Origin of the sequence: Robertkochia flava (genome assembly GCF_020166515.1) — a bacterium.
Classification (GTDB): Bacteria; Bacteroidota; Bacteroidia; order Flavobacteriales; family Flavobacteriaceae; genus Robertkochia; species Robertkochia flava.
This window is the reverse complement of sequence record NZ_JAINZT010000009.1, coordinates 81,028-107,587: the sequence shown is the minus strand read 5'-3', so window position 1 is coordinate 107,587 and position 26,560 is coordinate 81,028. Positions and strand designations below refer to the sequence as shown.

Sequence of the window (26,560 nt, the reverse complement as noted above, 5' to 3'; positions counted from 1 at the left end):
TAACTATGGCACAATCAAAATCACAAAAAAAGCTATTTAACATGGCCTACGGGCTGGGTGCATCGGTTGTAATCCTCGGTGCTTTGTTTAAGATCCTTCACTGGGAATTCGGACCGGTAGACGGAGGAGTACTTCTTGCTTTCGGACTTATTACCGAAGCTGCGATCTTCGCAATTTCTGCTTTCGAACCTGTAGATGATGATCTGGACTGGTCTTTGGTATATCCAGAACTGGCCGGAGGTGAGTCTACCGGAGTAAGAAAGAATGATGCTGCTGAAGCTAAGGAGGCAGAAGGACTGCTTTCCAAAAAGCTTGACGATATGCTGAAAGAGGCCAAGGTAGATGCTCAACTTATGGCCAGCCTTGGAGAAAGCATCAAGAACTTCGAAGGTGCTGCCAAGAGCATTTCTCCTACTGCAGAGGCTATGACTTCTACCAAGAAATACAGTGAAGAGCTTTCGCTTGCAGCTGCTCAGATGGAATCTCTTAACAGTCTGTATAAAGTACAGCTGGAGAGTGCAAGCCGTCAGGCTAACATCCAGGAAGAGGTGGCTCAAAATGCCGACGCCCTTAAAGATCAGATGCAATCACTTGCTAATAACCTTTCTTCACTGAACAACGTATATGGTGGAATGCTTTCTGCTATGAACAAGAGCTAATTAGTGTATTATAACTATTAACCTTAAAACCTAATTAGAAATGGCAGGAGGAAATTTATCACCACGTCAGAAGATGATTAACCTGATGTACCTGGTTTTCATCGCGATGCTGGCGCTGAACATGAGTAAGGAGGTACTTTCGGCTTTCGGACTACTGAACGAAAAACTGGAAGTGTCTAACGAAAAAGCGACACTTAATAACGAAATGGCATATAACGGGCTGAAGCAAAAAGCGAATGACCAGCCGGAGAAGTATGCCGTAATGTTAGAGAAATACGACGGTATTAATTCATTGTCTGATGAATTCTATACCTATATCGAAGGGATCAAGACCAATATTACGTCTAATGTAAAGGAGGCAGATCTCGAGAGCGGAAATTACGAGGTAATGGACAAGGCCGACGAACTTGACCAGTTCTTTTTCCAGGGAGATAATTACTCTAAAGAAGGACAAAAGTTTGTAGACTATATCCATTCCTACAAGAAACAAGCGATTGAAACGATTAACAGCATTCCGGATTCCCTGATCAAAGCAGAGCAGAAAGAATCTTTGGCGGCTACTATTGAAGAGCGTTTCAAAACCGGAGACGAGAATGGAGAGGTAAAGAACCAGGCCTGGTTGAACTACCACTTTGAAGGTTTTCCATTGATCGCCTCGCTTACCAAGCTAACCAATATCCAGTCTGATATTAAAACGACTCAAGAGGATGTTCTTTCAGCTATGGTACAAGGTCAGCTTACTTCTGATGTTTCCTATAGTAATTACTCGACCCTTTTAGAGCAGCCTAAATCTGCTTACTATTCGGGAGAAGAGTTCGATGGAGCTATTGTTCTTGGTAGGGTAGATGCCTCTACTGTTCCGGACAGAGCCGAACTTACCCTGGATGGAAGAGAGCTTAAGGAAGGAGAAGATTATGAGTTTGCCGGTGGTCAGGTTAAAATGAAAGTCAGTGCCGGTCGTCCGGGAGATCATACCCTTGAAGGGAAGCTGATCTTTAAGGAAGACGGGAAGGAGATCGAAGTACCGGTTAGCCAGACTTTCGCTACCATCAGTAAGCCTAATGCAGCGGTTATTTCTGCTGATAAGATGAACGTGGTATATCGCGGGGTTTCTAACCCGTTAACCATTTCCATCCCTGGTATCCCTGATAACAAAGTAAGTGCTAGCGCTCCCGGTCTTAGCCGTGCATCCGGAAGTAAGTATACCATGAACCCGGGAACAGGTCGTACCGTGAAGATCACGGCCAGTGGTACCCTTCCTGACGGACAGCGTGTTGCTTCGTCTTCAGAATTCCGTATCAAGGATATCCCAAGACCTTCAGGTACCGTACGTGGAGAGTTCGGGGAGATCAAGATGCCAAGAGCCAACCTGGAGATCTCAACCATCGGCGCTATGCTGGAAGACTTTGATTTTGACCTGAACATCGCGGTGAGCGGATTTAAATTCAAAGTACCCGGTCAGCCTACTGTACAGGTTAATGGTAACAAACTTGATGGAAGAGCCAAAGCTGCCCTTAAACGTGCAGGAAGAGGTGAATCCGTACAGATTTTTGATATTGAAGCTTACATCACCAACAACAGATCTTATAAACTCAAGAAAGTATCTCCTGTTGTTGTTGAGTTAACGAACTAATAAAGACTTATGTTTATGAATTGGAAAGGAATAATTGTAACGATTTCAGCCCTGTTTGTTTCGGGGTCGGCATTAGCGCAGGCCAACCTGCTTAACGCCAAGACTCCTGAAATGGTTGGGGTGAAGACCGAACAGCAGATCGAAGCTGATAACGATCAGCCCCTGCCTTACGGTTATGTAGATGATCGCGATATCCTATGGTCTAAAACCGTTTGGGAACGTATTGACCTGGATGAAAGAGTGAACTTTCCCTTCTATTATCCCATCGATACCGTGGGTATTGGTAAGGACAGAAGGTCGCTTTACGATGTGATCATGAAGAACGCAAGACTCGGGAATATCGACCTCTATGCAGATTCGTATTTTACCGATAAGCGTACCCTGAAGGATCTCGAGGCTACCCTGAAAAAGGTAGATACCACAGACCTCGGTTATGAGCAGTTAAATGCGGGGGAGCAGATTTCTCCGGAATATATCAATAAAAGAGATATTACTGCAGCAGAGATCGAGGAGTGGCGTATCAAAGGGGTTTGGTATTTCGACAAGCGCCAGGGAGAACTTAAATACAGGTTGCTTGGAATCGCACCTGTGGCTCCGGACGTTAACTTTATCGATTCAGGAAATGCGGATCTTGTAGAGTTATTCTGGATCTGGTTTCCAAGTGTGAGGGGAATCCTGCACGAGGCCAAAGCCTTTAATAACCAGAATTCTTCAAGGCCGATCTCCTTTGATCAGTTGCTGAATGCCAGAAGGTTCAACGCCTATATTTACAAGGAAGAGAACGTTCAGGAAGACCGCAAGATCAAGGATTACATTCCAGACAATGCCTTGTTCCAGCTGCTGGAAGCCCAGCGCATCAAGGAGAATATCCGCGACAAGGAACAGGATATGTGGAGTTACTAAGTCCTGTACATCCAATTCAGAACACATAACAACAAAGAAGCGCCCGGAATTTCCGGGCGTTTTTTGTTTGTTCCATTGTTGTTAAGGGCTTGGATATTCCGGAGTGGCTGTTTTTAATACGGCAACCCTGATGTGATGCCTTCAGCCCCTGCCTGTCTGGCTGTAAGCAGGTATTTCTCCCTGTTAGGGATGGCAGGCTGACAAAGACGTGAGTATTTAAATTCATCTCCTTCTCCAAACTCAAACTCAAACTCAAACTCAAACTCAAACTCAAACTCGTACCTCCGTACCCCTGCCTGCTGCAGGCAGGCTCGTACCTCATAACTCGTACCTCGTACCCCGGCACATTTATTATTTTTAATTATCCATTCATAATTACATCCTAACCTCGTAACCTTGTAACTTCGTAACTTTGAATCATGATCGACTATATCATTGTTGGATGTGGGCTTGCCGGTATCGCCTTTGCTGAAGAACTGGAGAAACAGGGGAAAAACTACCTGGTTTTTGATAACCGGTCCCAGGTGTCATCTCATGTGGCCGGAGGGATGTATAATCCTGTGATATTAAAACGTTTTACCCCGGTTTGGCGTGCTTCAGAACAATTAGCGGTACTTGATAGCTATTATTCCGGGCTTGAAAAGAAACTGGGGGTGCAGTTAAATAGCCCCATGCGATTATTGCGAAAGTTTGCTACCATTGAAGAGCAGAATAACTGGTTTCAGGCAACAGACCATCCTTTGCTTTCACCTTTTATGAATACCCGGTTACATCATTTGAATTTGGAAGGTATCCATGATCCGCACGGGTATGGGGAGGTGTTGAATGCCGGTTGGGTGAATACTGCAAAGCTGCAGGAATGTTATATGGCACACCTTGAGCAATCGGGTAATTTGAAGCGCGAGACCTTTGATTACAACAGGTTATCACGGGAAGATGGAGGATGGCGATATGGCGCTATGGAGGTAAAGCATGTTGTATTTTGTGAAGGGTATGGAATTAAAAATAATCCGTTTTTTGACTTTTTACCCCTGAACGGTACCAAAGGGGAATTACTTGAGGTGGAGATTCCCGATCTGGACATCGATTTTATTCTTAAGTCTTCGGTGTTTCTGCTTCCTCTGGGCGATCACAGGTATAAGGTAGGGGCTACCTATAAGTGGCAGGATAAAACCAATACGCCTACCCAGGCCTCTCGGGAAGAACTCACCGAAAAACTTGAGAAATTTTTAAAACTCCCTTATACGGTTAAAGAACATCTAGCGGGAATAAGACCCACGGTAGCCGACAGAAAACCGCTTTTCGGCTCTCATCCGGAATATTCTAATTTGTTTGTCTTTAATGGTTTGGGCAGTCGGGGGGTGATGATCGCTCCATGGGCTGCGCCCTTGCTTTTCCGGCATATTGAGTCGGGAGAGGGATTGCCTGCGGAGACCGATGCCTTACGATTTAAGAAACGATGGTATAAACGTGCTTAGGACTTGCCTGCGTTGGCATCGTATTTAAAGAAGAAATTGATCCAGATATTTCTGGATAGCCTCATAATAACGGGCATGAAAACGACCAAGGTGCCAACGATGCTGATAAATGCTGTTTTCAGGGAACTGTTCAGCAATAAAAAGGAAATGACAAAGGCCGCCACTGCAAATGCAATTCCCACAGCATAACTTACGTACATGGCCCCGTAAAAAAAGGAGGGCTCCATCTTGTATTTCAGGCCACAGGACGAACAATTTTCATTCATTTTCAGGGTCTGGGAGGGTATGTAAGGATTTTTGTACGTATACATGATCTCTTCATGACAGCGGGGACAAGTTCCTGTTAAAATGCTGTATAGTTTTGATCCTTTTTTTAACATTTGCAGAAATTTTCCATAAAATTAGTGCTTTCCAATAAAGTGCTAGGTAACCTTAGTCACAAAATATGCTTAACGTACATAATCTTTCTATAACCTTTGGCGGGGAATATCTTTTTGAAGGGGTTTCCTTTAAATTGAATCCCGGAGACCGGGTAGGTCTTATCGGCAAGAACGGTGCCGGGAAATCGACCATGCTCAAGGTGCTTTCCGGAGAAATGGCACCGGATGAGGGAGCCCTCGCCACCGATAAGGAAGTGCGGATTGGATTCCTGAAGCAGGATATCGACTTTGAGCAGGGGTGTACCGTTCTTGAAGAGGCCTATAAGGCTTTTGAGGCCATCAAGGCCCTGGAAGCGCGAATGGATGAAATTAATAATGCCCTGGCCCAACGAACCGATTACGAAAGTGAGGCCTATCACGACCTTATGGTGGAACTGAGTGATAATACGCATCAATACGAAGTTTTAGGGGGCTATAGTTATCAGGGTGATACAGAGAAAGTGCTCCAGGGGCTCGGGTTTAAACGGGAAGACTTTGACAAGCGTACCGATACCTTCTCAGGAGGGTGGCGGATGCGGATCGAACTCGCGAAGCTGTTGTTGCAGAATAATGATGTATTGCTGCTGGATGAGCCTACAAACCACCTCGATATCGAATCGATCATCTGGCTGGAGGATTTTCTTAAGTCCTATCCCGGGGCCGTGGTGATCGTCTCTCACGATAAAATGTTCCTCGATAATGTGACCAACAGAACCATTGAGATCTCTCTGGGGAAGATCTATGATTATAGAAAACCATATTCTGAATACCTGGAACTGCGCAATGAGATGCGGGAGCTGCAACTGAATGCCCAGAAGAACCAGGAAAAGCAGATCCAGCAAACCGAAAAGCTGATCGAGAAATTCCGGGCGAAGGCCAGTAAGGCTTCCATGGCCCAGTCACTGATCAAGAAGCTGGAGCGTACCGAGCGTATTGAGGTTGATGAAGAAGATAATGCGGTGATGAATGTGCGTTTCCCTGTTTCAGTGAGGCCCGGAAAGGTGGTGATTGAGGCCGAAGGGGTGTCAAAGGCGTATGGGGAGAAGCAGGTCTTGAAAGGGATCGATCTCCTGGTCGAGCGCGAAAGTAAGGTGGCTTTCGTAGGCCAGAACGGACAGGGGAAAACTACCCTGGCCAAGATCATCGTTGGGGAGCTTTCTCATGGCGGTAAACTCAACCTGGGGCATAATGTGCAGATCGGCTATTTTGCCCAGAACCAGGCCGAATATCTCGATGGGGAAAAAACCGTTCTCGATACCATGCTGGATGCAGCCAATGATGGAAACAGGGTTAAGGTCAGGGATATGCTGGGGTCATTTCTTTTCAGGGGAGAGGAAGTGGATAAGAAGGTAAAGGTGCTTTCCGGAGGAGAGCGAAACCGGCTGGCCCTGTGTAAGATGTTGCTGGAGCCTTTTAATGTGTTGGTAATGGATGAGCCCACCAACCACCTCGATATAAAGTCGAAGAATGTACTGAAGGAAGCTTTGAATGAGTTTGAAGGCACCTTATTGCTGGTGTCTCACGACCGGGATTTCCTGCAGGGGCTTACTAACAGGGTGTATGAGTTCCGCGATGGGGATATCAGGGAATACCTTGGAGATATTAATTACTACCTCGACGAAAGGAAGGCGGCGGATTTCCGCCAGATTGAAAAAGGTGATCATCCTAAAAAGGCGAAGCAGCAAAAAGAGGAAGCCCCTGAAAAGCTTAGTTACGAAGAACAAAAAAAGCTAAAATCCCTGAAGAATAAGGTGAGCAAGGCAGAGAGTCGCATGGTTCAGCTCGAAAAACAGATAAAAGCAAGGGATAAGGAGCTGGCGGAGAACTACGACAAGCTGGCTCAAGACGCCGATTTCTTTCAAAAATATGAGAAGCTTAAAAAGGAGCTCGAAGAAGTCACCGAAGAGTGGTTTCTTTTAAATGAAGAGCTTGGGGGTAGTATCTAACGTTGTATTCGGGAACGGTTGTTATTGTGGGCATTCGGAGGAGGCCCGGGAATAATACGTGTACTCTTCATATTTAAGAAAGTTTTAACCTGTTAAAGCCGTTCATATAGATAGCTTTGCATATCATCAACTAAAATTGCTATGAATCATAAATACGTCTCTGCGATTCTGGGGCTTGCCCTGATTGCTCTTGGTGGATACGGGGCTTCTTACCTGATCTCAAACAAGAAAAAACCGGAGTCTGTAGTCCAGAAAGTGGTCAAAACCGTTTATGTGGATACGGTGCAGAATGGAGAAGTTCCTGTAATTATTAATGCAAACGGTACGCTGGTAGCGAAAAGACGTATTGAGTTATATTCCGAAGTTCAGGGGGTACTGCTTAACAGTGCGAAATTATTCAAGGAGGGGCAGGAGTACCGGAAAGGAGAGGTATTGATGCAGATCGATGACGAGGAATTTTTTGCCTCCGTACAATCTCAGAAAAGTACCCTTATCAATCTGGTAACAGGCATCATGCCGGACCTTCGCCTGGATTATCCTGAGGCCTTTCCTGCCTGGGAAACTTACTTACAAAACTTCAATATGAAAGGGCTTACTCCCGAATTACCAGAGCCGTCATCGGTTCAGGTGAAGAACTTTTTAATAGGGCGGGGGGTTTATGCGGCATACTATAACCTTAAGAATCTCGAAAAAAGACTTTCCAAGCATATCCTTAGGGCGCCTTTTAACGGCATCCTTACCGAGGCCCTCGTTAACGAGGGTACGCTTATAAGGAATGGCCAGAAACTGGGGGAGTTTATTGATCCCAGTGTCTATGAAGTGGAGGTTGCGGTGAATAAATCATTTGCCCCCTATTTAAAGGAGGGCGAGGAAGTCTTGTTGAATAACCTGGACAATACCGAATCCTGGAAGGGGACCGTTTCCAGGGTAAATGGAAAGATCGATCAGTCTACCCAGACCATAACGGCCTTTGTAGAGGTAACCGCTGACGAATTGAAAGAAGGGATGTACCTGGAGGCGCATATTCACGCCCGTGACGCCCAGAACGCCTATCAGATCGAGCGCTCCCTCCTTGTAGATCAGTCCAGGGTGTATGCTGTTAAGGATACGGTCCTGGAATTGCTTCCGGTGAAACCGGTTTTCTTTTCTGAAAAACATGTTATTGTAGAAGGGCTTAAAGACGGGGCAAGGGTGTTGTCGCGCTCTGTGCCCGGAGCTTATCCCGGAATGGTGGTTAAGATTTCTGGAGACAGGGATGTGAGCATGAATGATACCAAACCTAACGTAGCCGCCCAATGAGAAAAATACTCGCTTACTTCATCAAATACGATGTCGCGGTAAATGTTGTTATTATCGCATTCTTTATTTTCGGGATCATTGGGGCATTCTCGCTGCGATCTTCATTTTTCCCATTAGTAGACTCCAAGATTATTTCTATAAATGTAGCATATCCCGGCGCTGCTCCCCAGGAGATCGAAGAAGGTATTATCATTAAGATCGAAGACAATCTTAAAGGGATCGAAGGGGTTGACCGGGTGACTTCAACATCCCGGGAGAACGGGGGTAGCATTACAGTGGAGATCCTTAAGGGATACGATATTGATTTTATGCTCCTCGAGGTAAAGAATGCAGTAGACCAGGTGCCCAGCTTTCCCACCGGAATGGAGCCCCTGGTGGTAGGGAAACAAAAGGCGATACGGGAAACCATAACCTTTAACGTGAGTGGAGACGAGGTAGCCCTGTCTACTTTAAAACAGATCGCCCGCCAGGTGGAACGCGACCTGAGGGGTTTTGACGGGATCTCCCAGATCGAGATCACCGGGTTTCCCCGGGAGGAGATCGAGATCGCTGTGCGCGAAAAGGATTTACAGGCCTTTGATCTCACTTTTTCTGAAGTGGCTCAGGCAGTTTCGGAGACCAACCTGCTGATTACAGGAGGAAATATAAAAACAGATTCTGAGGATTACCTGATACGGGCCAACAACAGGTCCTACTTCGGCGACCAGTTGAATAACGTGGTGGTAACGGCTTTGCCCAACGGTACTAACGTAAGGCTTAGGGACGTGGCTGATATCCGGGACCGGTTCGAAGAAAATCCAAATGCCTCTTACTTTAACGGGAATCTGGCAGTAAACCTTTCCATTAGTAATACCAACAGTGAAGACCTGATTCCTACAGCAGAAAAGGTCAAGGAATATATTGATGATTTTAATAGTAAATATAATAATGTCCGGCTGGATATAGAGTCTGACCGTTCTATAACCCTGAAACAGCGAACCGCTTTACTATTTAAGAATGCCTGGCAGGGTATTCTGCTGGTACTGGTGTTCCTGTCCATATTCCTCAATTCCAGGATGGCCTTTTGGGTGGCCTTCGGACTTCCTATATCCTTCCTTGGACTTTTTATTTTCGGAGGGATGTTCGGGATCACCATCAATGTACTGTCCCTTTTCGGAATGATCATCGTGATCGGGATCCTGGTAGACGATGGTATCGTGATCGCGGAGAATATATACCAGCATTATGAAAAAGGTGCCACTCCGGTTCAGGCAGCCATTAACGGAACCATGGAGGTGTTGCCGGCCATTATATCGGCTATTATTACCACCATACTCGCCTTTTCCACCTTCCTGTTTCTGGATAGCCGTATCGGGGAGTTCTTCGGGGAGGTATCTACCGTAGTTATTATTACACTGACCATATCCCTGATTGAGGCGCTCATCATATTGCCCTCACATATTGCCCATTCCAAGGCGTTACATAAGCTCGAGGATAAGGAGAAAGGCAAGCAGAACCTGATTCAGAAGTTCTTTGCCGGGATGCGTAATATTAACGTTTACGGAGACCGTCTTATGGATTATATGAGGGACCGGTTGTATTCTCCCACACTGAAATTCTGTTTAAGGCACCAGGTGCTTACCATGGGGCTTTTCATTATGGCTTTGGTGCTTACCTTTGGATCTATCGGCGGCGGGATCATAGGAACCACCCTGTTCCCTTCCATAGCCAGTGATCAGGTGTCCGTGAACCTGTTAATGCCTGAAGGGACTTCTCCAAGGGTAACCGACTCTATTATAACCATGGTAGAGGAGAATGCCTGGAAAGTCAACGAGAAATTTACCGCCCGGCAAACCGGGAAAAAGCCGGTAATTGAAAATATTGTGAAAAGAGTGGGGCCGGGAACCAATAAGGCGTCCCTTAATATCAACCTGCTACCAGGAGAAGAAAGGGATTTCGAATCCTTCCTGATTTCCAATGCCCTTAGGGATACTACGGGAGCTGTTTACGGCGTAGAGCGATTGACCTTTAATTCCGGAGGTAACTTCGGAGGAAGTCCGGTTTCGGTTTCTCTGCTCAGTAATAATACACAGGAATTGAAATCTGCCAAGGATTACTTTCGGGCGGAACTGGAAAAGGATCCAAGACTAAAGGATATCGTCGATACCGACCCGGAAGGGATCAAGGAGATCCGTATCGAATTAAAAGAAAATGCCTATGCCCTTGGCCTGGACCTGAGAACGGTAATGAGCCAGGTTAGAAGTGGATTCTTCGGGTTTCAGGCACAGCGTTTTCAGAGAGGTCAGGATGAGATCCGGGTCTGGGTGCGATACGACCTGGCAGACCGGGGTTCTATAAAAGACCTGGATGAGATGCGAATCCTTACCCCCTCGGGAGAACGGGTTCCTTTTACAGAGATCGCAACCTATGATATCGCAAGAGGAGACGAATCTATCCAGCACCTCGATGGCGTACGGGAGATTCGTGTGGAGGCAGACCTGGTGAATCCTAATGCCTCTTCTACAGATGTTCTTGCCGATATCCGCAACAATATCGTGCCGGAATTGCAATCGTTATATTCTACCGTCAGGGTGTCTTATGACAGTGGGCAAAACCGGGAGGCAGGTAAGCTGTCCAGCTCTGCAGGAAAGGTTTTTCCAATTGTCATATTCCTGATCTACGCGGTAATTGCATTTACATTCAGAAGCTATAGTCAGCCTTTATTGCTCATTCTGATGATACCGTTCAGTTTGATCGGGATCGGCTGGGGGCACTGGCTCATGGGCTTCCCTATTAACGTGTTGTCCATGCTGGGTATCATAGCCTTGATCGGGATTATGGTAAACGACGGATTGGTATTAATAGGTAAGTTTAATAGTTACCTTAAGGAAGGAGCGAGCTATGCAGAGGCCATTTTACTGGCTGGAAAATCCAGGTTCAGAGCGATCTTTCTGACCTCCCTGACCACGGTAGCCGGATTGGCGCCACTGTTGTTTGAGAAGAGCAGACAGGCGCAATTCCTGAAGCCTATGGCTATTTCCATATCCTTTGGAATTGCCATTGCAACTTTCCTGACCCTGCTCATGTTACCCGTATTGCTTACCATAAGTAATCAGATAAAAATGGGAACCTTCTGGTTGAGAAAAGGGGAGTTGCCTAACCCAAGAGAAGTAGAACGCGCTGTTAAAGAACAAAAGGTTGAAGAGCATGAAGTTTACTAATACCCTGGTTGTATTTTCACTTACTTTTATAATGACCGCCACTGCCTGGTCTCAGGATATCCTGGAAAAGCAGGAGGCCATTTCTTATACCCTGACCAATAACCTGGGCATCGAGATCGCCAAGAACAATACAGAGATCGCAGAGAATAATGCCAGTGTACTTAACTCCAGGTTTCTACCTACCTTAACGGGGAATGCGGGAGCAAGTATTGACCGTACCTCCACAGAAGGTCAGCTGGCCAACGGAGAAGTGCGTTCGGCCGACGGGGTGGAAACCACCAGGTATAATGCTTCTGTGGATCTTAATTTTGTGCTGTTTGATGGCCTCGGAAGGCTTTACAATTACAAGGCCCTGAAAGAAGAACGCAACCTTACCCAATTACAGGCCAGGGAAACCATTGAAACCACCATGCTGCAGCTGTTTTCTGTGTATTATGAGGTGGCGCGGTTAAGTGAAAATGTGGGGAATCTCAAACAAGCCCTGGAGATCTCCAAGGATCGTCTGGACCGGGCTAAATACCAGTTCGAATACGGTCAGAATACCGGTTTGGATGTACTCAATGCAGAGGTGGATGTAAATACCGACAGCATTAACCTGATCAATGCACAACGAATCCTTAAAAATACCAAAAGAGATTTGAACCTGATCATGAACCGGGATCTGGAGACGGATTTCCAGGTAGATACCCTGGTAACCTTTATGCCCGGTCTTCTAATGGAAGACATGTTAAGTGATGCCCGTGAGAATAACGTAAACCTCCTGCAGGCCCGTTCCGGAGAACAGATCAATGAGTACGGTATTAAGTCGGTACGAAGCGGTTTTCTGCCTACCGTAGGGTTGTTTGGATCTTATGGTTGGAACAGGTCTGAAAACAATAACCCACTGGCCTTCCTTTTGGAAAATACTTCTACCGGACTGTCCGGAGGTATTAATCTGTCGTGGAGCCTGTTTGATGGGGGAGGTACCATTACCCAGTATAAGAATTCCAAGATAACTTACGAGAATCAGGAGTTAAGCAAGCAACAGGTAGAGCTCAATGTGGAGCGTGATATTCGTAACGCATGGGAGACCTATAAAAATGCACTCTTCATTTATGAAGCCCAGAAGCAAAACGTGGCAACCACAGAAAATAACTTCAACCGAACTGAAGAGCGTTATAAGTTTGGGAGGGCAACCTCCCTGGAATTCAGGCAGGCGCAGATCAACCTGTTAACTGCCATCCTGAATAAGAACCAGGCCAAGTATACGGCTAAACTTGCCGAACTGGCGGTGTTACAGGTGAGCGGACAGTTGCTGAATGTAGATTTTTAATTGAATGTCGTGATCGAGCATTTTTTTCAATGCCCTTATTGCTGGGAGGAAATATCCATGCTGCTGGACCCATCCCAGAGCCAGACCTATGTGGAAGACTGTGAAGTGTGTTGTAATCCTGTAGAACTTACAGTGGAGTTTGAAGCGGGGGAATTGCGTTCATTCAGTGCTGCCAGCCTGGAACAGTAGTTATTTCTTTAAGGCTTCGATATCTCTTCTGATCTCAGTAATGGCCTGATGGATCTGTTCTATGGATGCATTTCCGGGGTCCTTATCGATCTCCATGCTAATCTTACTGTTTACCTGCCATATCTCCTGGATCTCATTTGCATTTACAGTAACAGGAGGGTATTCCTTATTGAGTGAGATCAGCGAGAGTCTGTCGTTATCCGGATGCTTCTGGATCTTTTTAACAAGAACACTATCCTGGAGTACGATCACACAGATGGAGTGGTTGTCCAGCAAACTGAGATTTTCTACCGCACGGCCCAGAACCCATTCTCCTGGGTAGAGGGAAGGGAGCATACTGTCGCCTTCCACCTGGAAGCCGCGATAGGTAGCATTCCGGTATTCATTAAGCGGGAGCTGAAAAGCGGGGAGCTCATCATACCAGTCGACATCCTGGAGGTTGTGCGGATATCCGGCTGCAGCCTTCACATTGACCATAACAATATTGTCATTATTTGCGCTGTCTACGGTAACCACCTTAGGGGTGGTATTTACGGTAAGCTCAATGGTCTTACGGTGACTTTTACCATAAAGCCAGAGCGGATTAATGTCGTATTGCTGTAGCAGCTCTGCCACCACCGCGCCGGAAATCTTGCTCTTTCCGCGTTCAATATCGGCTGTAGAATTCTTAATGCCCAAGGCTTCTGCAAAGGATTGCTGGGTCATGTTTAAGGCTTCGCGGATCTCCTTGAATCGGATTACCTCTATTGGCAGGTCAGACTTCATATGGTAAATATAAATAAAAAAATGGAATAATTCCTTTTTATTGGAAATAATCCTATTTTTGAATTCTCATCAGGTAAATATAATTAACCTGTTTGGATTTCAGAGGTGCCCTTTGTGTTTTGCATCTTATCAACCATTCCAAAATCAACAATATGACGAAAACCTGCTTACTTTATGATGGTAGTTTCAAAGGATTGATGACTGCTGTTTATCTCGTTCTGGACAGAAACCTTTCAGAGGTAACCATTCTTTGTAATAATAAGTACAGTACCGGGGCCGGTGGCTGTAAAATAGAGGTGCAATCCCGTGACCTTTGCCTGGCCGATGTGCGAAGAATGATCAGGGTCAAAGCCGGAGAAGCGTACTGGCAACTTATTTTCAGGGCGTTTTTAAGTGAACTGAAGGGTGCTGAAGACTGTATTTTGGAATTCGTCCAGCTGGTGGCCGACTCAGAATGCTTTGTTCCCCGGATGGAGAAGCAAACCTGTATCCGGAATATCAGGCATGCTGCGGGGATGGTGCAAAGAGCGGAAGAGCGGTTCTACGAGATCACCAGGACGCGACTTGAGAATAAGAAGGAGAAATGGATCAGCCTGCAGCCAACCTTTGACCTGGTGCCACTTCTGGCTTCCAGGTTATCTGAGGAATTTCCGGAAAAACGTTGGGTTTTGTGGGATAACAGGCGCAATTCCGGTTGGTGTTTTAACGGCGAATTCCTGGAGCCGGTAAACCCGGCTTTTAACCCAGAAAGGGCTATTCAATCTTCCGGTCGTTCGATCGGGACTTTGGGAGCCAGGTAATAATATTTAACCCCAGTTTTTCCCGACAGGTGTTTTTGATTTTATAACCTTATCGGTTTCAATAAGGGTTCTGGTATAATGGGAAGCGTCTGCCGTTGAAGGATTGCCGGAGCGTTGTTGTATTTTCTTTGCCTCCGGTATGCAATAACTCATTAAAATTCCAGTTTTTGTCTTAAGATTTCAAAGGTAGGGGTCCTTGAAAGGGGAGTATTTCCCTTAAAGGGTCATGGCCATTTGATATCGGTATGCGATACGAAAGGACCTTTAACAATTAACCAGGGTCCGGGTTCATGTTTGGCAGTATTAATTTTTTAAATTGCAAAACATCTGGAAAATGTGATTTATGAATCCTAAGAAGATTAGTGTGTTTATTATTTCATCACTCCTGGTGATGTTTGCCTTTACGTATATAAGTGAGGCACATCCCGATGGGGAAGGACAAACCCAGGACGGTTTTTCGTTTTTTGATGAAGTGATAAAATATCCTACTACTGCCTCCTTTCTGATGTCTGGTGCTCTTGATCAGGGGGATACCAGGGCCATAGACAGCATTGTGGCCAATATTGAGCAGGTCGTGCTGGAGGAGGGTCCTGAAGCACCTGGTCCGGAGGCCCCGGAAGTGGATTACCGCAGGATTGATACCTCAAGGATACGCAGGCTGGACTGGCCTAAGGATAAAGACAAAGTTATTGGGCAGCTCAGGGAACACTTGAATTCCGGATCCTGCAGGATCATACACTACGGAGATTCCCAGCTCGAAGGCGACCGGATCTCGGCCTATGTCCGAAACCGGCTCCAGGTACTTTACGGGGGCGAAGGCCCCGGGTTTGTTCCGGTAAAACAATTGTATCATCAGCTAAAGGCAAAGGTGACTCCCTCTGAGAACTGGTTGCGGTTCGCCGCTTTTGACCCCAACCACGAGAAATTCGATCATAAAAAGTACGGAGCCTTTACCTCCATTTCCCGTTTTACCCCTTATGTCAGTAAAGACAGTGTGTCCCTGGATACCATCCCGGTTACCGAAGCCTCTATTGCTATTGCAGCCACAAGGATGTCGTATAAGCGACTACGGAGGTTTACCCGGGTGAATCTTCATTTTGGTCATGCGCAGACCCCGCTAAAGATCGAAGTGTTTAATGAAGGTGTCCTGATCCAGGAAGACAGTTTAGCTGCCGATCTCGGATACAGGAATTACCGGATAGCACTGGATGCTCCGCCTGCCGACCTAAAGGTGGTTTTGCGATCAAAGATCAGTCCCGACTTCTACGGCCTTACCCTCGATGGTACCGGTGGAATTTCCCTGGATAACGTTGCCATGAGAGGCGCTTCGGGAACGGTGTTTACCAAACTGGATAAACAGAATTTCCGGGCAATGCTTTCGGACCTGGATCCCGGGATCTTTATCTTTCAGTACGGGGGGAATTCTGTTCCTTACCTGAAAAGCCAGAAGGCCATAGATAACTACGCCAATTATGTGCTGGCCAACCTGAACTGGGTACGAAGAATGCAACCGGATGCCAGTGTTATCTTTATCGGTCCCTCAGACATGTCGACCCTCGAGAACGGAGATTATATAAGTTACCGGCACCTGCCATACCTGAACGATAAGCTCAGGGAAGTTTGTGTGAACAACGGGATCGCTTACTGGAGTATGTTCGATGCCATGGGAGGAGCCAATTCCATGCAGCATTGGGTAGACCAGGAGCTTGCTAAATCCGATTATACCCACTTTTCGCCTTCCGGAACCAAGGTGATCTCCGAACTATTTTTTACCGCCCTTTACCTGGACTTAAACGAATAATGTATGAAGAGACTTTTATCGCTGCTTGTCGTGATCCTTTTGGGAGTGTATGCCAGTGCCCAGGAGTATGTGTTGGATAGTTTACTCAGGGTACATCCGGGGCTCGTAAAACAGGAAGCCAATACCCTTTATTACGCTGAGGATTCCCCGGCATTTCATCATTTTTTTACCCAGCTCGACAGTGTCTACCAGGGAAAAAAGGAAAAACTGCATATTATGCATATCGGGGGGTCTCATATCCAGGCCGACTTTTATTCCAATAAATTGCGTACGTATTTGCAGAATATGAACGAGGTGGCCACCAGTCAGCGTGGCTTCGTATTTCCATACCATCTGGCCCATACCAATAATCCGTTGAACTACCGGGTGGAGGCTAACAATGACCTCTGGGAAGGCTATCGCTGTTCGGTGAGTTCTCACGAAACCACCTGGGGGCTCGCAGGGGTTACCGCGGCTTTTCGCGAAGCGGTAGATACCATTACCATTCGCAGTAACTACAAGAACGATGACCTGCGAACGCGGTATTGCTTCAACCGGCTGAGGATATTTTATGATACCTGGACAGACGATTACCAGGTGCGGGTTATTGACTCATCCCTGGTATTGTCAGACAGTCTTGTGGATAGGGGGAAATTCAGGGAGTTCCGGTTTGGTGGTGACCTGGAAGAGATCTCCATTGAGGTCAGACGCTCAGAAGGTGCCGGAAAAGATTCCGAGTTTTTACTGATGGGACTTGAGATGATGAATGACGAGCCCGGAATAGAATACACCTCTATTGGCGCAAACGGAGCAAAATTTGATTCCTATTTTCGATGTGAGCTCTTTGAAGAGCAGCTTAGCCTGTATCGCCCGGATCTCTTTATCGTATCTATAGGTACCAACGATGCCTATACGCCAAATTTCAAACCGGAAAAGTACGAACGGCAGTATGAGGAATTCATTGAGATGGTGCAGCGGGTTAACCCCGATTGTGCGCTGTTGCTAACCGTGCCTAATGACTCCTATTATAAAAGACGTTATCCGAACCGGAATACAGAGCAGCAACAACAGATCATACATAAACTCGCCAGGAAGCATCAGATGGCGGTTTGGGATTTTTACGAGATTATGGGCGGACTTGGTGCCTCCGGACAGTGGTATGAGAATGAATTGATGCCTAAAGACCGAATTCATTTCACCCTTTTCGGATACAGCGTTAAGGCCGACCTCCTGCTGGATGCCCTGGTAAAACAATGGGAGCACTTTACCTCAAGACCCGTGAACAGTATATTAACTCATTTTAAGGCTATAGGTGAATAGAATAAAAGATATTTTTACGTTTACAGAAGACTTCCCCCTGATCTTTACCCAGGTCAATTTCTGGATCTTTTTTGGGGTGATTTATCTCTTGTTTTCCTTTCTTTATAAAAGAATCCGGGTAAGAAATGTATACCTTTTCCTGATTTCTCTTTTCTTTTATTACAAGACCAGCGGTATGTTCGTGGGCTTGCTGATCTTCTCGACCATAGTCGATTATTTTATTGGCAAAAACATTTACAAAAGTGACGATCCGGTACGTAGAAAAATACTGGTTACCCTTAGTGTTGTGATTAACCTGTGTACCCTGTGCTATTTTAAATACGCTTACTTCTTCACCGATTCTTTTAATTACCTCTTTCATACCCAGTATGAGGTGGTGAACTGGCTGGCACAATGGAGTAATAGTTTTACCACGGTAAATTATTTTACGGTGGATAAGATTATCCTTCCGGTAGGTATCTCTTTCTTTACTTTTCAGACCATAAGCTATAGTGTGGATATCTACCGGAAAAAGGTAAAACCCCTGGATTCTATCCTCGATTTTGGATTCTATGTGAGTTTCTTTCCGCAGCTGGTTGCCGGACCTATCGTAAGGGCAGAGAATTTCGTGCCCCAGATCGATGCCCCTACCCGGGTAACGAAAACAGACTTCAACCAAGGGAGTTTTATGATCCTGAAAGGACTGATCAAAAAAATGATCTTTGCCGATTATATTGCCATGCATTTCCTCGACCGGGTATTTGATGCTCCAGATATGTATTCGGGCTTTACCAATATCATGGCCATGATCGGATATTCCCTGCAGATCTACGGCGACTTCTCGGGATATACCGATATCGCTATCGGACTGGCGCTGTTGATGGGCTTTAAACTGCCGACAAACTTTAACTCGCCCTACAAGGCAGAGAACTGTGGGAACTTCTGGAAACGCTGGCATATTTCCCTGTCTACCTGGTTAAGAGATTATCTCTATATCCCTTTGGGTGGAAACCGGGAAGGAACACGCGCTTCTTATATTATCCTGGGCATTATCCTGCTGGGCGTCATGCTCGCCTTTGGCAACCTTTGGACCTATATTCTGATCCCCGCCCTGGTTGGAGGGGCTGTGGTGGCGGCCCGGGTATCCCCTGTTGTAAAGAACCAAATCAACACCAATATCAACCTGATGTTAACCATGCTTATCGGCGGACTCTGGCATGGGGCCTCCTGGAAGTTCGCCATCTGGGGCGGACTTAATGGGCTTGGTATTGTGGTCTATAAGTTCTGGCGAAAGGTAAGTCCTTGGGAAAACAAGACCGGATGGCTGGTGCACGCCTGGAAAATCCTGGTGACGTTCATCTTTATCACCTTTACCCGGATCTATTTCCGCGGGGAAAGTATGGAGCAGATCGGTATGCTCTATGATCAGATCTGGAATAATATGGACTGGGCAGGGGCCGGAACTGTGTTAAGTGCTTATAGCTCGGTATTCTGGGTCATGTTACTGGGGTATATCACCCACTGGCTTCCTCAATCCACAAAAGATGGTATACAGGGACTGTATGGCCGAAGCCCGATGCCTGTAAAGGTAGCCACCGTTGCGGTGGTAGGGGTGTTGTGTTACCAGGCGTTTTCATCGGACTTCCAGCCGTTTATTTATTTCCAATTCTAGGGGAGAAGCAAGATTCAAGAACCAGGATTCAGGATGCTACCCGTCTTCGCGAAGTTTGTTTTGAAACTTTGGCGATCTCCCCATTACAGGAACGAGTTTGAGTTTGAGTTTGGGTTTGGGTTTGGAAATGAAGATGAATTTGAATACTCACGTCTTTGCGAGGCCATGCAGTGGCCGTGGCAATCTCCCCATTACAGGTACGAGTTTGAGTTTGAGTTTGGAGATGAATTTGAATACTCACGTCTTTGCGAGGCCATGAAGTGGCCGTGGCGATCTCGCCATTACAGGTACGAGTTTGAGTTTGAGTTTGGAGATAAATTTGAATACTCACGTCTTTGCGAGGCCATGAAGTGGCCGTGGCAATCTCCTTATTGCAGGAACGAGTTTGAGTTTGAGTTTGGGTTTGGAAATGAAGATGAATTTGAATATTCACGTATTCAGGGGTTTATCTGTCAAAGTAAGGGAGCGATGCGACGTGGCGATCTCTCCATTGCAGGAACGAGTTTGAGTTTGAGTTTGGGTTTTGAGTTCGGATTGATTTTCTAGGAAATTGACCTTTTGGAATTTGATCATTTGAAATTACAGACAAGTATCTCACTCACCACTAACCACTCACTACTAACCACTAACGACTCCCGACTCCCGACTCCCGACTCACAATTCACTCCAAAGGCGTTCCAAAGCTTACCATCCAGTGTACGCCATATTTATCGGTGAGCATTCCGAAATAGGCCCCCCAGAAAGTATCGGCCATGGGCATTTTTATAGTGCCACCATCCGAGAGTCCGTTGAAGACCTGGTCGGCCTCCTCCCGGCTATCGGTTTCCAGGGAAATTGAATAATTGTTGCCTGCCTTTAGCCCCGGTTCCATATTGGAGGGATAATCACACCCCATCAGGGTGGCATTCCCCAGGGGAAGGTCCATATGCATGATCTTATCCTTGTCCGATTCCGGTACAGGATACTCCTCGGAAGGAGGCATCTCTGAAAACCTGCTGATGTTGCCAAAGTCGCCTCCAAAAACATCCTGGTAGAAAGTAAAGGCCTCCATGCAGTTCCCGTCAAAATTCAAATAGATATTAAAACCTTTCATGATCTGTTTATTTATTATCGATGGTAATATCATGGTTTTAAGGCTTGTATAAAATTACGTAATATTTGGATTGCAAGCCCTTGTATAAATGCCTTTAAATACGTTTCCCGAGGTTAGACTTGGATATGAAAAGGAGTTACAGGTTACACGTTACAGGTTACGAGTTACACGTGATAGGTGAAGAGTTAGAAGTGAGAGGTAAGAGGTAGGAGGTAGGAGGGGTAGAATGATGATTACATAAAGACAAAAAATCAATAATCTATAATCCATAATCTATAATCCATAACCCATAATCCCCACACCCTACTAACGACTCCCCACTAACCTAAAATAAAATCTGCTGCCATACGCGCGTGGAGTTCGGTGGTGTGAAGCAGGGGAATATCCGCCTTTTCTGTTTCCAGTAAGATGGGCAGTTCCGTACAACCCAGTATGATCCCATCAGCGCCACGTTGTCTCAGCGCCTCGATCTGATTGCGGTAAAAATCCCTGGCCTGCTCGGTAAATTCGCCCCTGGTAAGTTCTTTGCTTACGAAATAATGCGACTTATTAATACTGCCCTCGCTGTCGGGGATAATGGTTTCAATACCGAATTCCTTCTGCAATACCTCCGGGATATACCCCAGGGTCATCGTAGGTCTGTTGCCCAGTAACCCCAGCTTTTTCAGCGATCGGTTTTTCGCCTCCCTTCCCGTTGCTCTGGCAATATGAAGGATGGGTATGCCTATCTTAGGTTGCACATAATTATAGACCTTGTGCGGGGTATTGGCACAGATCAGAATACCTTCGGCTCCTGCTTTTTCCAGTTTTTTTGCCACATCCAGGTATTTTTTGTTGATCCGTTCCCAGTCCTGCGAACGCATGACCTCAATATTGATGCTGTAAATGATAAGTTCAGGATTGCTGTGGGTGCCGAGTTCCTCAGCCACCATTTCATTGATGAGCTTGTAGTATTCAAGGGTGGAGAACCAGGAGGTGCCTCCGATCATTCCCAGTGTTTTCATAATTGTATTTTACTTTGGTTGATTGCTTTTCATTTCCTTTCCTTTATGAGGATTACGACTTCCAAAATACAGTTGATCACCCGTCATAGTTGTACAACTTTTTCAGATGGCGTTTAACATAAAAGAACCTGATGGTCCCTATAACCAGCATGACCGGACCGACAATGGTGAGTAGTATACCCAGCCATTTGATATCTTCCAGTATGTCGAGTTTCACGATGGCAAGTCCGGAACTGATAAATACAATGAACGTCCTGAAATAGGCCAGGAAAGTCCGTTCATTTGCCAGCCGGGTCCGGTCGAGCGCGAGTAGGTCGGTAAGACTTAATTTAGTATCTGTTTTCAAAGCGTGGTATGTTTAATCTTGCGTATCCCTGATGCCCATGTACCTCGGGATAAAGGGCTAAGTTAAGGCATAACCGGCAGTAAAAAAGTAACATAGGTTGCAATGGAATTACGCCTCCTTTCCATTAAATTTACGAATAAACCTAAAAAGAAAGCTTCCTCATTTTGGAGTATACCCTTTGAAGCATTGTGCTTTTTGCATTGATCCTATGAGGAGCAACTTGCTGTGAAAGACTACATTTGTGCTTATCAAATAAACCTGTCCCATGGCTAACGTGATACTTATTGGTATCGTCTTGCTGTCCCTGATGCTCGGGTGGCAGTTCAGGCTGGAAAATGATTTCCTAGGTTTGCGGCCGGGTGCTCTGCGAACCCTGGATCTGCTGGTAGGATTTGTGGCCTCCGCCGTTGCCTGTGCCCTTTGTTTCCTTTTGCTGATCTGGTTTACCGATGCAAGGATCAATGCGAATTCCTATTCCGGCAACCTCTTCTTTAATGCTTTCTGGTGGACCCTCAGGTCGGTGCTTACCGAAGAATTGATCTTCCGGGGGATATTGTTGGTATTGCTCATCCGTTATCTTGGTATTCCAAGAGCCTGTGTGGTCTCTTCCGTCGCTTTCGGGCTATATCACTGGGGAAGTTACGGGGTGTTCGGAGACCTTTCCCGTATGGCGGAGGTTTTTGTGCTCACAGCTGTTGGCGGCCTGATGTTTGCCTTTGCATTTGCCCTGACAAAGTCGCTTTATCTGCCCATAGGCTTGCACCTGGGGTGGAACCTGGTGAGTGTAGTGGTTTTTTCGGAAGGTCCGCTTGGGATGCAGTGGCTGGAGGTGGTGCCCCGAAACGATCTGAGCACGCTGATGACCGTGCTCATCTTTACTTACCAGGTCACGGTATTGCCCGTTATTGCGTACGTATATCTAAAAAACAGGGCAAACTTGCTGCTATGACCGTTATTTTCTTTTTGACCACACCTCGTGGATCGGATCTCCCTTACTGCTCTTTCCGGAGTGATGCCAGTTGCCGTCTTCCAGTTTGTAATTAAATTCCAGGGTGGCCCCAACGCGGGAATTGTCGCGGGAGAAGAAGGCTATATTTTCAGTGTATTTTCCTTTTTTGGTGGTGTAGGTACCACCTCCGGTTCCCATAAATTCGCGGGTTTCCGTATTGTAGGCAATCCATTGAAAACGGGTTCCCGACAGGATCTTCATGGTTTTTCTGGGTTGGTCTGTATCCCGCATCTGAATCTCCCCATCGCGTTCCCTGCCTGAGATCAGCCAGGCCCCGGCCAGGTCACCTTCCTTCCCTTCATCGATCCTGGTAAATTCCAGGTCGCCTCCTACGACTTTTAAGGTCGAATCGGTTATTTCGATCTCGAAAGAGGTGGTGTTGCCTACCCGAAGCGGTACAGCACTGTCGTATTCCACCGTTTCTGTCATGGTATTGCCGTTTAACGACCAGCTACCTCCGTTGGTTCTCAGGAATTCTCCTGTTTCTGCCAGGTAATAAGCAATAGACTGATATTTTTCTGAGAAGATCACCACAGCGCGAACCTGCTCTCCATGTTGATTGGTTGCCATAGCTTCCCAGGCGCCAACAGGCGATTGGGCCCATAACGATGTTGTGATGCAAAACAGGGCGATGAAAAGAATGAATGGTTTCATAATGTATTGGTTTCGTTGTGTTTATTAAAAATACGAAATAGAATATGATTTATTGTGTGGAGGATGTTTTAAGTGATGAGGTGATGTATTAATGTAATGATGAAGGGATATGGGGATGTGGGGATGTGGGGATATGGGGATTCGGATGGTTCGATCTGGCGGCCCCGCAAGAAAGCCTGGTTGTGGCCTCCCTGCCACTGTAAACTCAAACTCCAACTCGTCCCTCGAACTGAAGAAAGGAGTACTTCGCCTTGCTCAGTCAACCTTTTAGGGGGACGCTTTACCCATCACCCCGGGGCTGCTAATCTACCTTTCAGGAAATTTCAAATTTCAAATCCCACGTTTGTATTGCAGAAAAGGGCTAAAGGATAAGGCTCAGTTTGACCACTGACTGCGGACTTCCAACCATTTGTAAACCTAAACTCAAACTCCAACTCGTCCCTCGAACTGAAGAAAGGAGTACTTCGCCTTGCTCAGTCAGCCTTGGAGGGGGTGCTTTACCCATCATCCCGGGCCTGCTGTCGCAGGCCTCAGAATTTTTTATTTCCTGTCTTACGCCAGCCAGCTGCCGACGTCCGGAAATAAAAAATCCCGATCAACTTTGTTGACCGGGATTGATGTGCACATGAGAGGAGTCGAACCTCCACACCCGAAGGCACTGCCACCTGAAGACAGCGTGTCTACCATTTCACCACATGTGCGTGTTGCCTTGTAAAGAACGTTTCTTGCTTTTAGGCGGGGGCAAATCTAAATAAATTGTTTGAAATGGGAAAGGAAATTTACAGAAAGTAAAATTGTGAGATCGAGGATTTGTAAAACTGTCTTTTTAGTATAAACGACAACTTTTGGTATTCATGTCAAGTCAATGATTTATGTAGAGCGTTTAATTGATTGGTAATTAGCTGTAGATCTTTCCGAAGGTTAATGTATTCCTGTTCACTCAAGTATTCAAGATCCTTGGCAAGGATTAAATGATTAATGGTTTCCATCGCCGAACCGAACGCCAAAACCATGAACCTAGCTTTGTCTTTTTTTGTATACCTCGAAACTCCCTCCGATATGTTGGAAGCAATGCTCATGGAAGATCTTCTGATCTGAGAGGTTATGCCAAACTGTTCAGCCTTTGGGAAGAATCGACTAACCGAATAAACAGATTTAACCAAGCCTCTGGCATTCTGCCATACCTCAAGTTTTTCAAAATAGAATTGATACATTTTTTAATTTATTTTGATAAATATAGTAAATAATCGATTTTATTCCTCAATTCCTCAATTCCTCAATTCCTCAAACTCACTTAACCTGATATTATTCAGAAGTTTACAATTCTGTATTGCATTTCTATTCTTTGAAATCTCATAAAAAAACGTATTTTTGCAACCGCAAAATTTTTATGCTATGACCGAATCGGGAAAGATCGAATTAATGGCGCCGGCCGGAAACTTTGAATCATTGCAGGCTGCACTGGATAATGGGGCAGACTCTGTTTATTTTGGAGTGGAACAGCTTAACATGCGGGCCAGGGCCAGCATTAATTTTACCATGGACGACCTTCAGGAGATCACCAGAAGATGCCGTGAGAAAAACGTGCGTACCTACCTTACCCTGAATACCATTATTTACGATCATGACCTCACCCTGATCAAGACCTTGCTGGATAAGGCAAAGCAGGCAGAGATCACCGCGGTTATAGCCATGGACCAGGCGGTAATTGCCTACGCCAGACAGATCGGTATGGAGGTGCATATTTCTACCCAGATCAATATCACCAACATTGAGACGGTCCGGTTCTACGCAATGTTTGCAGATACTATGGTGATGAGCCGGGAATTAAGCCTGCGCCAGGTAAAGAAGATCTGTGAACAGATCGAAAAAGAAGAGATCAAAGGGCCTTCGGGAAACCTGGTGGAGATCGAGATCTTTGGGCATGGTGCCCTTTGTATGGCGGTATCAGGTAAGTGCTACCTGAGCCTGCATTCTCATAACTCTTCAGCGAACCGCGGGGCTTGTAAGCAGAATTGCCGTAAGAAATATACAGTGATCGACCAGGAAAGCGGATTCGAGATCGAGCTCGATAACGAATATATGATGTCTCCCAAAGACCTGTGTACCCTGGATATCCTGGATCAGGTGATCGAATCAGGAGCAAAAGTACTAAAGATCGAAGGACGCGGACGTGCTCCTGAGTATGTAGCCAGGGTGATCAAGACCTACAGGGATGCCATTGATGCGTATCATGAAGGTACATACACCAAAGAAAAGGTGACAGCCTGGATGGAGGAGCTCAGCACCGTATACAACCGCGGATTCTGGAATGGGTATTACCTGGGACAAAAGCTCGGCGAGTGGAGCGATGGCCCCGGGTCTCAGGCGACCCAGAAAAAGGTTTATATAGGAAAAGGAGAGCACTTCTTTCCCAAGGCCGGTATCGCCCAGTTTAAGATCGAAGCCTATGATATCAAAGTAGGTGATAAACTGCTCATTACCGGTCCTACCACCGGGGTGAAGGAGTTCGAACTCACAGAGATGATGGTAGACGATCAAAAGGCGGAAGCCGCTAAAAAAGGAGATTCAGCTACCATAAAAACCGACTTCAGAGTGCGCCTCTCCGATAAACTTTATAAAATTGTTTCTGCCTAGTGGTTGTAGTTACCTTACAGCGCGAAAAATGCATCGGGTGCAACTATTGTGTGGAGCTGGCCCCCGGACAATTCCAGATGTCCAAAAAGGATGGGAAAAGCGTCCTGCTCCATTCAAAGGATAAGAAGGGTTTTTTTACCATTAAGTCACATGACAACAGCATTTTTGATCCCTGTATGGAGGCCCAGAAAGCCTGTCCGGTGAAGATCATTACTACCAAGATGATCTAAGGTAGGGAGCCAAGAGCCGGGAATCAAGACTCAGGAGTATGGAAGTAAAAGCCTGAACCTCCATGTCAGTAAAACGACTTGGAACAAGGATCAACTTCATCTCCAAACCCAAACTCGAACTCAAACTCGTACCTGCATTAGGGAGATCGCCACGTCGCATCCGCGGATGCTCCTCGCGAAGACGAACTCGTCATATTACGCATCCCTGGATGCTCCTCGCGAAGACGTGAGTA

Annotated in this window: 25 protein-coding genes and 1 tRNA gene; 17 read left to right on the top strand and 9 right to left on the bottom strand. The window is 46.1% G+C overall.

Annotated features, from left to right (window positions below):
• Positions 1-5 precede the first annotated feature (5 nt).
• The 4 genes from porL (at position 6) to K7R11_RS14575 (ending at position 4,673) form a co-directional block, all read left to right on the top strand.
• A complete protein-coding gene (porL, locus tag K7R11_RS14590) occupies positions 6-659 on the top strand; it encodes a type IX secretion system motor protein PorL/GldL (RefSeq protein WP_224491577.1) in 654 nt (217 codons plus the stop codon).
• A gap of 40 nt (positions 660-699) precedes the next feature.
• Positions 700-2,292, top strand: coding sequence for a type IX secretion system motor protein PorM/GldM (porM, locus tag K7R11_RS14585; protein ID WP_224491576.1), 1,593 nt, complete (start codon positions 700-702; stop codon positions 2,290-2,292).
• A gap of 15 nt (positions 2,293-2,307) precedes the next feature.
• On the top strand, positions 2,308-3,195 hold the full coding sequence (porN, locus tag K7R11_RS14580) for a type IX secretion system ring subunit PorN/GldN (RefSeq protein WP_224491575.1): 888 nt from the start codon (positions 2,308-2,310) through the stop codon (positions 3,193-3,195).
• Positions 3,196-3,614: 419 nt separating this feature from the next.
• Positions 3,615-4,673 carry an NAD(P)/FAD-dependent oxidoreductase gene (locus K7R11_RS14575; protein ID WP_224491574.1) on the top strand — a complete coding sequence of 353 codons (1,059 nt, stop codon included), beginning with the start codon at positions 3,615-3,617 and terminating at the stop codon, positions 4,671-4,673.
• Here K7R11_RS14575 and K7R11_RS14570 read toward each other — a convergent pair.
• Positions 4,670-5,053 carry a DUF983 domain-containing protein gene (locus K7R11_RS14570; RefSeq protein WP_224491573.1) on the bottom strand — a complete coding sequence of 128 codons (384 nt, stop codon included), beginning with the start codon at positions 5,051-5,053 and terminating at the stop codon, positions 4,670-4,672. The genes K7R11_RS14575 and K7R11_RS14570 overlap by 4 nt on opposite strands.
• Before the next feature lie 65 nt (positions 5,054-5,118).
• On the opposite strand from K7R11_RS14570, the gene K7R11_RS14565 reads away from it, so the two are divergent.
• The 5 genes from K7R11_RS14565 to K7R11_RS14545 all read left to right on the top strand — a co-directional run bounded on the left by K7R11_RS14565 (position 5,119) and on the right by K7R11_RS14545 (position 13,038).
• Entirely contained in the window at positions 5,119-7,038 is a 1,920-nt protein-coding gene (locus K7R11_RS14565) for an ABC-F family ATP-binding cassette domain-containing protein (RefSeq protein WP_224491572.1), read from the top strand.
• Between the two features lie 141 nt (positions 7,039-7,179).
• Positions 7,180-8,337: an efflux RND transporter periplasmic adaptor subunit gene (locus K7R11_RS14560; protein WP_224491571.1), complete on the top strand. Its 1,158-nt coding sequence runs from the start codon at positions 7,180-7,182 to the stop codon at positions 8,335-8,337.
• Positions 8,334-11,537, top strand: a complete 3,204-nt coding sequence (locus K7R11_RS14555; RefSeq protein ID WP_224491570.1) for an efflux RND transporter permease subunit — start codon at positions 8,334-8,336, stop codon at positions 11,535-11,537. The genes K7R11_RS14560 and K7R11_RS14555 overlap by 4 nt, the downstream gene beginning before the upstream one ends.
• Positions 11,524-12,849, top strand: a complete 1,326-nt coding sequence (locus K7R11_RS14550; protein ID WP_224491569.1) for a TolC family protein — start codon at positions 11,524-11,526, stop codon at positions 12,847-12,849. Before K7R11_RS14555 ends, K7R11_RS14550 begins: the two co-directional genes overlap by 14 nt.
• A 9-nt stretch (positions 12,850-12,858) precedes the next feature.
• Positions 12,859-13,038 (top strand): CPXCG motif-containing cysteine-rich protein, encoded by a 180-nt coding sequence (locus K7R11_RS14545; protein ID WP_224491568.1) that lies wholly within the window; start codon positions 12,859-12,861, stop codon positions 13,036-13,038.
• Here K7R11_RS14545 and K7R11_RS14540 read toward each other — a convergent pair whose 3' ends face one another.
• Positions 13,039-13,803 (bottom strand): LexA family transcriptional regulator, encoded by a 765-nt coding sequence (locus K7R11_RS14540; RefSeq protein WP_224491567.1) that lies wholly within the window; start codon positions 13,801-13,803, stop codon positions 13,039-13,041.
• A 152-nt stretch (positions 13,804-13,955) separates the two neighbouring features.
• Here K7R11_RS14540 and K7R11_RS14535 point away from each other — a divergent pair, with 152 nt between their 5' ends.
• Complete coding sequence (locus tag K7R11_RS14535; protein WP_224491566.1) at positions 13,956-14,603, top strand: DUF4130 domain-containing protein; 648 nt, start codon at positions 13,956-13,958, stop codon at positions 14,601-14,603.
• A 6-nt stretch (positions 14,604-14,609) separates the two neighbouring features.
• On the opposite strand, the gene K7R11_RS14530 is transcribed toward K7R11_RS14535, so the two are convergent.
• The gene (locus tag K7R11_RS14530; protein ID WP_224491565.1) at positions 14,610-14,756 is read right to left on the bottom strand and encodes a hypothetical protein; all 147 of its coding nucleotides are present in this window, start codon (positions 14,754-14,756) and stop codon (positions 14,610-14,612) included.
• A 190-nt stretch (positions 14,757-14,946) separates the two neighbouring features.
• Between K7R11_RS14530 and K7R11_RS14525 the strand changes: the two genes are divergently transcribed.
• Genes K7R11_RS14525 through K7R11_RS14510 form a run of 4 tightly spaced genes read left to right on the top strand, consistent with a single transcriptional unit; the run spans position 14,947 to position 19,900 of the window.
• Positions 14,947-16,404, top strand: coding sequence for an SGNH/GDSL hydrolase family protein (locus tag K7R11_RS14525; protein ID WP_224491564.1), 1,458 nt, complete (start codon positions 14,947-14,949; stop codon positions 16,402-16,404).
• A 3-nt stretch (positions 16,405-16,407) separates the two neighbouring features.
• A complete protein-coding gene (locus tag K7R11_RS14520) occupies positions 16,408-17,703 on the top strand; it encodes a GDSL-type esterase/lipase family protein (protein ID WP_224491563.1) in 1,296 nt (431 codons plus the stop codon).
• Positions 17,696-19,354, top strand: coding sequence for an MBOAT family O-acyltransferase (locus K7R11_RS14515; RefSeq protein WP_224491562.1), 1,659 nt, complete (start codon positions 17,696-17,698; stop codon positions 19,352-19,354). Before K7R11_RS14520 ends, K7R11_RS14515 begins: the two co-directional genes overlap by 8 nt.
• Positions 19,355-19,387: 33 nt before the next feature.
• Entirely contained in the window at positions 19,388-19,900 is a 513-nt protein-coding gene (locus K7R11_RS14510) for a hypothetical protein (protein WP_224491561.1), read from the top strand.
• A 115-nt stretch (positions 19,901-20,015) separates the two neighbouring features.
• Here K7R11_RS14510 and K7R11_RS14505 read toward each other — a convergent pair whose 3' ends face one another.
• From K7R11_RS14505 to K7R11_RS14495, 3 genes are all read right to left on the bottom strand, one after another.
• On the bottom strand, positions 20,016-20,447 hold the full coding sequence (locus K7R11_RS14505) for a VOC family protein (RefSeq protein WP_224491560.1): 432 nt from the start codon (positions 20,445-20,447) through the stop codon (positions 20,016-20,018).
• A gap of 320 nt (positions 20,448-20,767) precedes the next feature.
• A complete protein-coding gene (locus tag K7R11_RS14500; protein WP_224491559.1) occupies positions 20,768-21,451 on the bottom strand; it encodes an aspartate/glutamate racemase family protein in 684 nt (227 codons plus the stop codon).
• A 76-nt stretch (positions 21,452-21,527) separates the two neighbouring features.
• Positions 21,528-21,797 (bottom strand): YidH family protein, encoded by a 270-nt coding sequence (locus K7R11_RS14495; protein ID WP_224491558.1) that lies wholly within the window; start codon positions 21,795-21,797, stop codon positions 21,528-21,530.
• A gap of 265 nt (positions 21,798-22,062) precedes the next feature.
• Between K7R11_RS14495 and K7R11_RS14490 the strand changes: the two genes are divergently transcribed.
• Positions 22,063-22,746: a CPBP family intramembrane glutamic endopeptidase gene (locus tag K7R11_RS14490; protein WP_224491557.1), complete on the top strand. Its 684-nt coding sequence runs from the start codon at positions 22,063-22,065 to the stop codon at positions 22,744-22,746.
• Positions 22,747-22,749: 3 nt separating this feature from the next.
• Here K7R11_RS14490 and K7R11_RS14485 read toward each other — a convergent pair whose 3' ends face one another.
• The 3 genes from K7R11_RS14485 to K7R11_RS14475 all read right to left on the bottom strand — a co-directional run bounded on the left by K7R11_RS14485 (position 22,750) and on the right by K7R11_RS14475 (position 24,674).
• Positions 22,750-23,460 (bottom strand): membrane or secreted protein, encoded by a 711-nt coding sequence (locus K7R11_RS14485; protein ID WP_224491556.1) that lies wholly within the window; start codon positions 23,458-23,460, stop codon positions 22,750-22,752.
• A 620-nt stretch (positions 23,461-24,080) separates the two neighbouring features.
• A tRNA-Leu gene (locus K7R11_RS14480) sits at positions 24,081-24,161 on the bottom strand.
• 156 nt (positions 24,162-24,317) lie between these two features.
• Positions 24,318-24,674, bottom strand: a complete 357-nt coding sequence (locus K7R11_RS14475; RefSeq protein ID WP_224491555.1) for a four helix bundle protein — start codon at positions 24,672-24,674, stop codon at positions 24,318-24,320.
• Between the two features lie 181 nt (positions 24,675-24,855).
• Here K7R11_RS14475 and K7R11_RS14470 point away from each other — a divergent pair, with 181 nt between their 5' ends.
• The gene (locus tag K7R11_RS14470) at positions 24,856-26,097 is read left to right on the top strand and encodes a peptidase U32 family protein (RefSeq protein WP_224491554.1); all 1,242 of its coding nucleotides are present in this window, start codon (positions 24,856-24,858) and stop codon (positions 26,095-26,097) included.
• Complete coding sequence (locus K7R11_RS14465; protein WP_224491553.1) at positions 26,097-26,327, top strand: ferredoxin; 231 nt, start codon at positions 26,097-26,099, stop codon at positions 26,325-26,327. Before K7R11_RS14470 ends, K7R11_RS14465 begins: the two co-directional genes overlap by 1 nt.
• Positions 26,328-26,560 lie beyond the last annotated feature (233 nt).

Excerpts from the sequence above, each read along its gene's own strand:
- porL (WP_224491577.1), top strand. The coding sequence starts at position 6 with ATGGCACAATCAAAATCACAAAAAAAGCTATTTAACATGGCCTACGGG.
- porM (WP_224491576.1), top strand. The coding sequence starts at position 700 with ATGGCAGGAGGAAATTTATCACCACGTCAGAAGATGATTAACCTGATG.
- porN (WP_224491575.1), top strand. The coding sequence starts at position 2,308 with ATGAATTGGAAAGGAATAATTGTAACGATTTCAGCCCTGTTTGTTTCG.
- K7R11_RS14575 (WP_224491574.1), top strand. The coding sequence starts at position 3,615 with ATGATCGACTATATCATTGTTGGATGTGGGCTTGCCGGTATCGCCTTT.
- K7R11_RS14570 (WP_224491573.1), bottom strand. The coding sequence starts at position 5,053 with ATGTTAAAAAAAGGATCAAAACTATACAGCATTTTAACAGGAACTTGT.
- K7R11_RS14565 (WP_224491572.1), top strand. The coding sequence starts at position 5,119 with ATGCTTAACGTACATAATCTTTCTATAACCTTTGGCGGGGAATATCTT.
- K7R11_RS14560 (WP_224491571.1), top strand. The coding sequence starts at position 7,180 with ATGAATCATAAATACGTCTCTGCGATTCTGGGGCTTGCCCTGATTGCT.
- K7R11_RS14555 (WP_224491570.1), top strand. The coding sequence starts at position 8,334 with ATGAGAAAAATACTCGCTTACTTCATCAAATACGATGTCGCGGTAAAT.
- K7R11_RS14550 (WP_224491569.1), top strand. The coding sequence starts at position 11,524 with ATGAAGTTTACTAATACCCTGGTTGTATTTTCACTTACTTTTATAATG.
- K7R11_RS14540 (WP_224491567.1), bottom strand. The coding sequence starts at position 13,803 with ATGAAGTCTGACCTGCCAATAGAGGTAATCCGATTCAAGGAGATCCGC.
- K7R11_RS14535 (WP_224491566.1), top strand. The coding sequence starts at position 13,956 with ATGACGAAAACCTGCTTACTTTATGATGGTAGTTTCAAAGGATTGATG.
- K7R11_RS14530 (WP_224491565.1), bottom strand. The coding sequence starts at position 14,756 with ATGAGTTATTGCATACCGGAGGCAAAGAAAATACAACAACGCTCCGGC.
- K7R11_RS14525 (WP_224491564.1), top strand. The coding sequence starts at position 14,947 with ATGAATCCTAAGAAGATTAGTGTGTTTATTATTTCATCACTCCTGGTG.
- K7R11_RS14520 (WP_224491563.1), top strand. The coding sequence starts at position 16,408 with ATGAAGAGACTTTTATCGCTGCTTGTCGTGATCCTTTTGGGAGTGTAT.
- K7R11_RS14510 (WP_224491561.1), top strand. The coding sequence starts at position 19,388 with ATGCTACCCGTCTTCGCGAAGTTTGTTTTGAAACTTTGGCGATCTCCC.
- K7R11_RS14505 (WP_224491560.1), bottom strand. The coding sequence starts at position 20,447 with ATGAAAGGTTTTAATATCTATTTGAATTTTGACGGGAACTGCATGGAG.
- K7R11_RS14500 (WP_224491559.1), bottom strand. The coding sequence starts at position 21,451 with ATGAAAACACTGGGAATGATCGGAGGCACCTCCTGGTTCTCCACCCTT.
- K7R11_RS14490 (WP_224491557.1), top strand. The coding sequence starts at position 22,063 with ATGGCTAACGTGATACTTATTGGTATCGTCTTGCTGTCCCTGATGCTC.
- K7R11_RS14485 (WP_224491556.1), bottom strand. The coding sequence starts at position 23,460 with ATGAAACCATTCATTCTTTTCATCGCCCTGTTTTGCATCACAACATCG.
- K7R11_RS14475 (WP_224491555.1), bottom strand. The coding sequence starts at position 24,674 with ATGTATCAATTCTATTTTGAAAAACTTGAGGTATGGCAGAATGCCAGA.
- K7R11_RS14470 (WP_224491554.1), top strand. The coding sequence starts at position 24,856 with ATGACCGAATCGGGAAAGATCGAATTAATGGCGCCGGCCGGAAACTTT.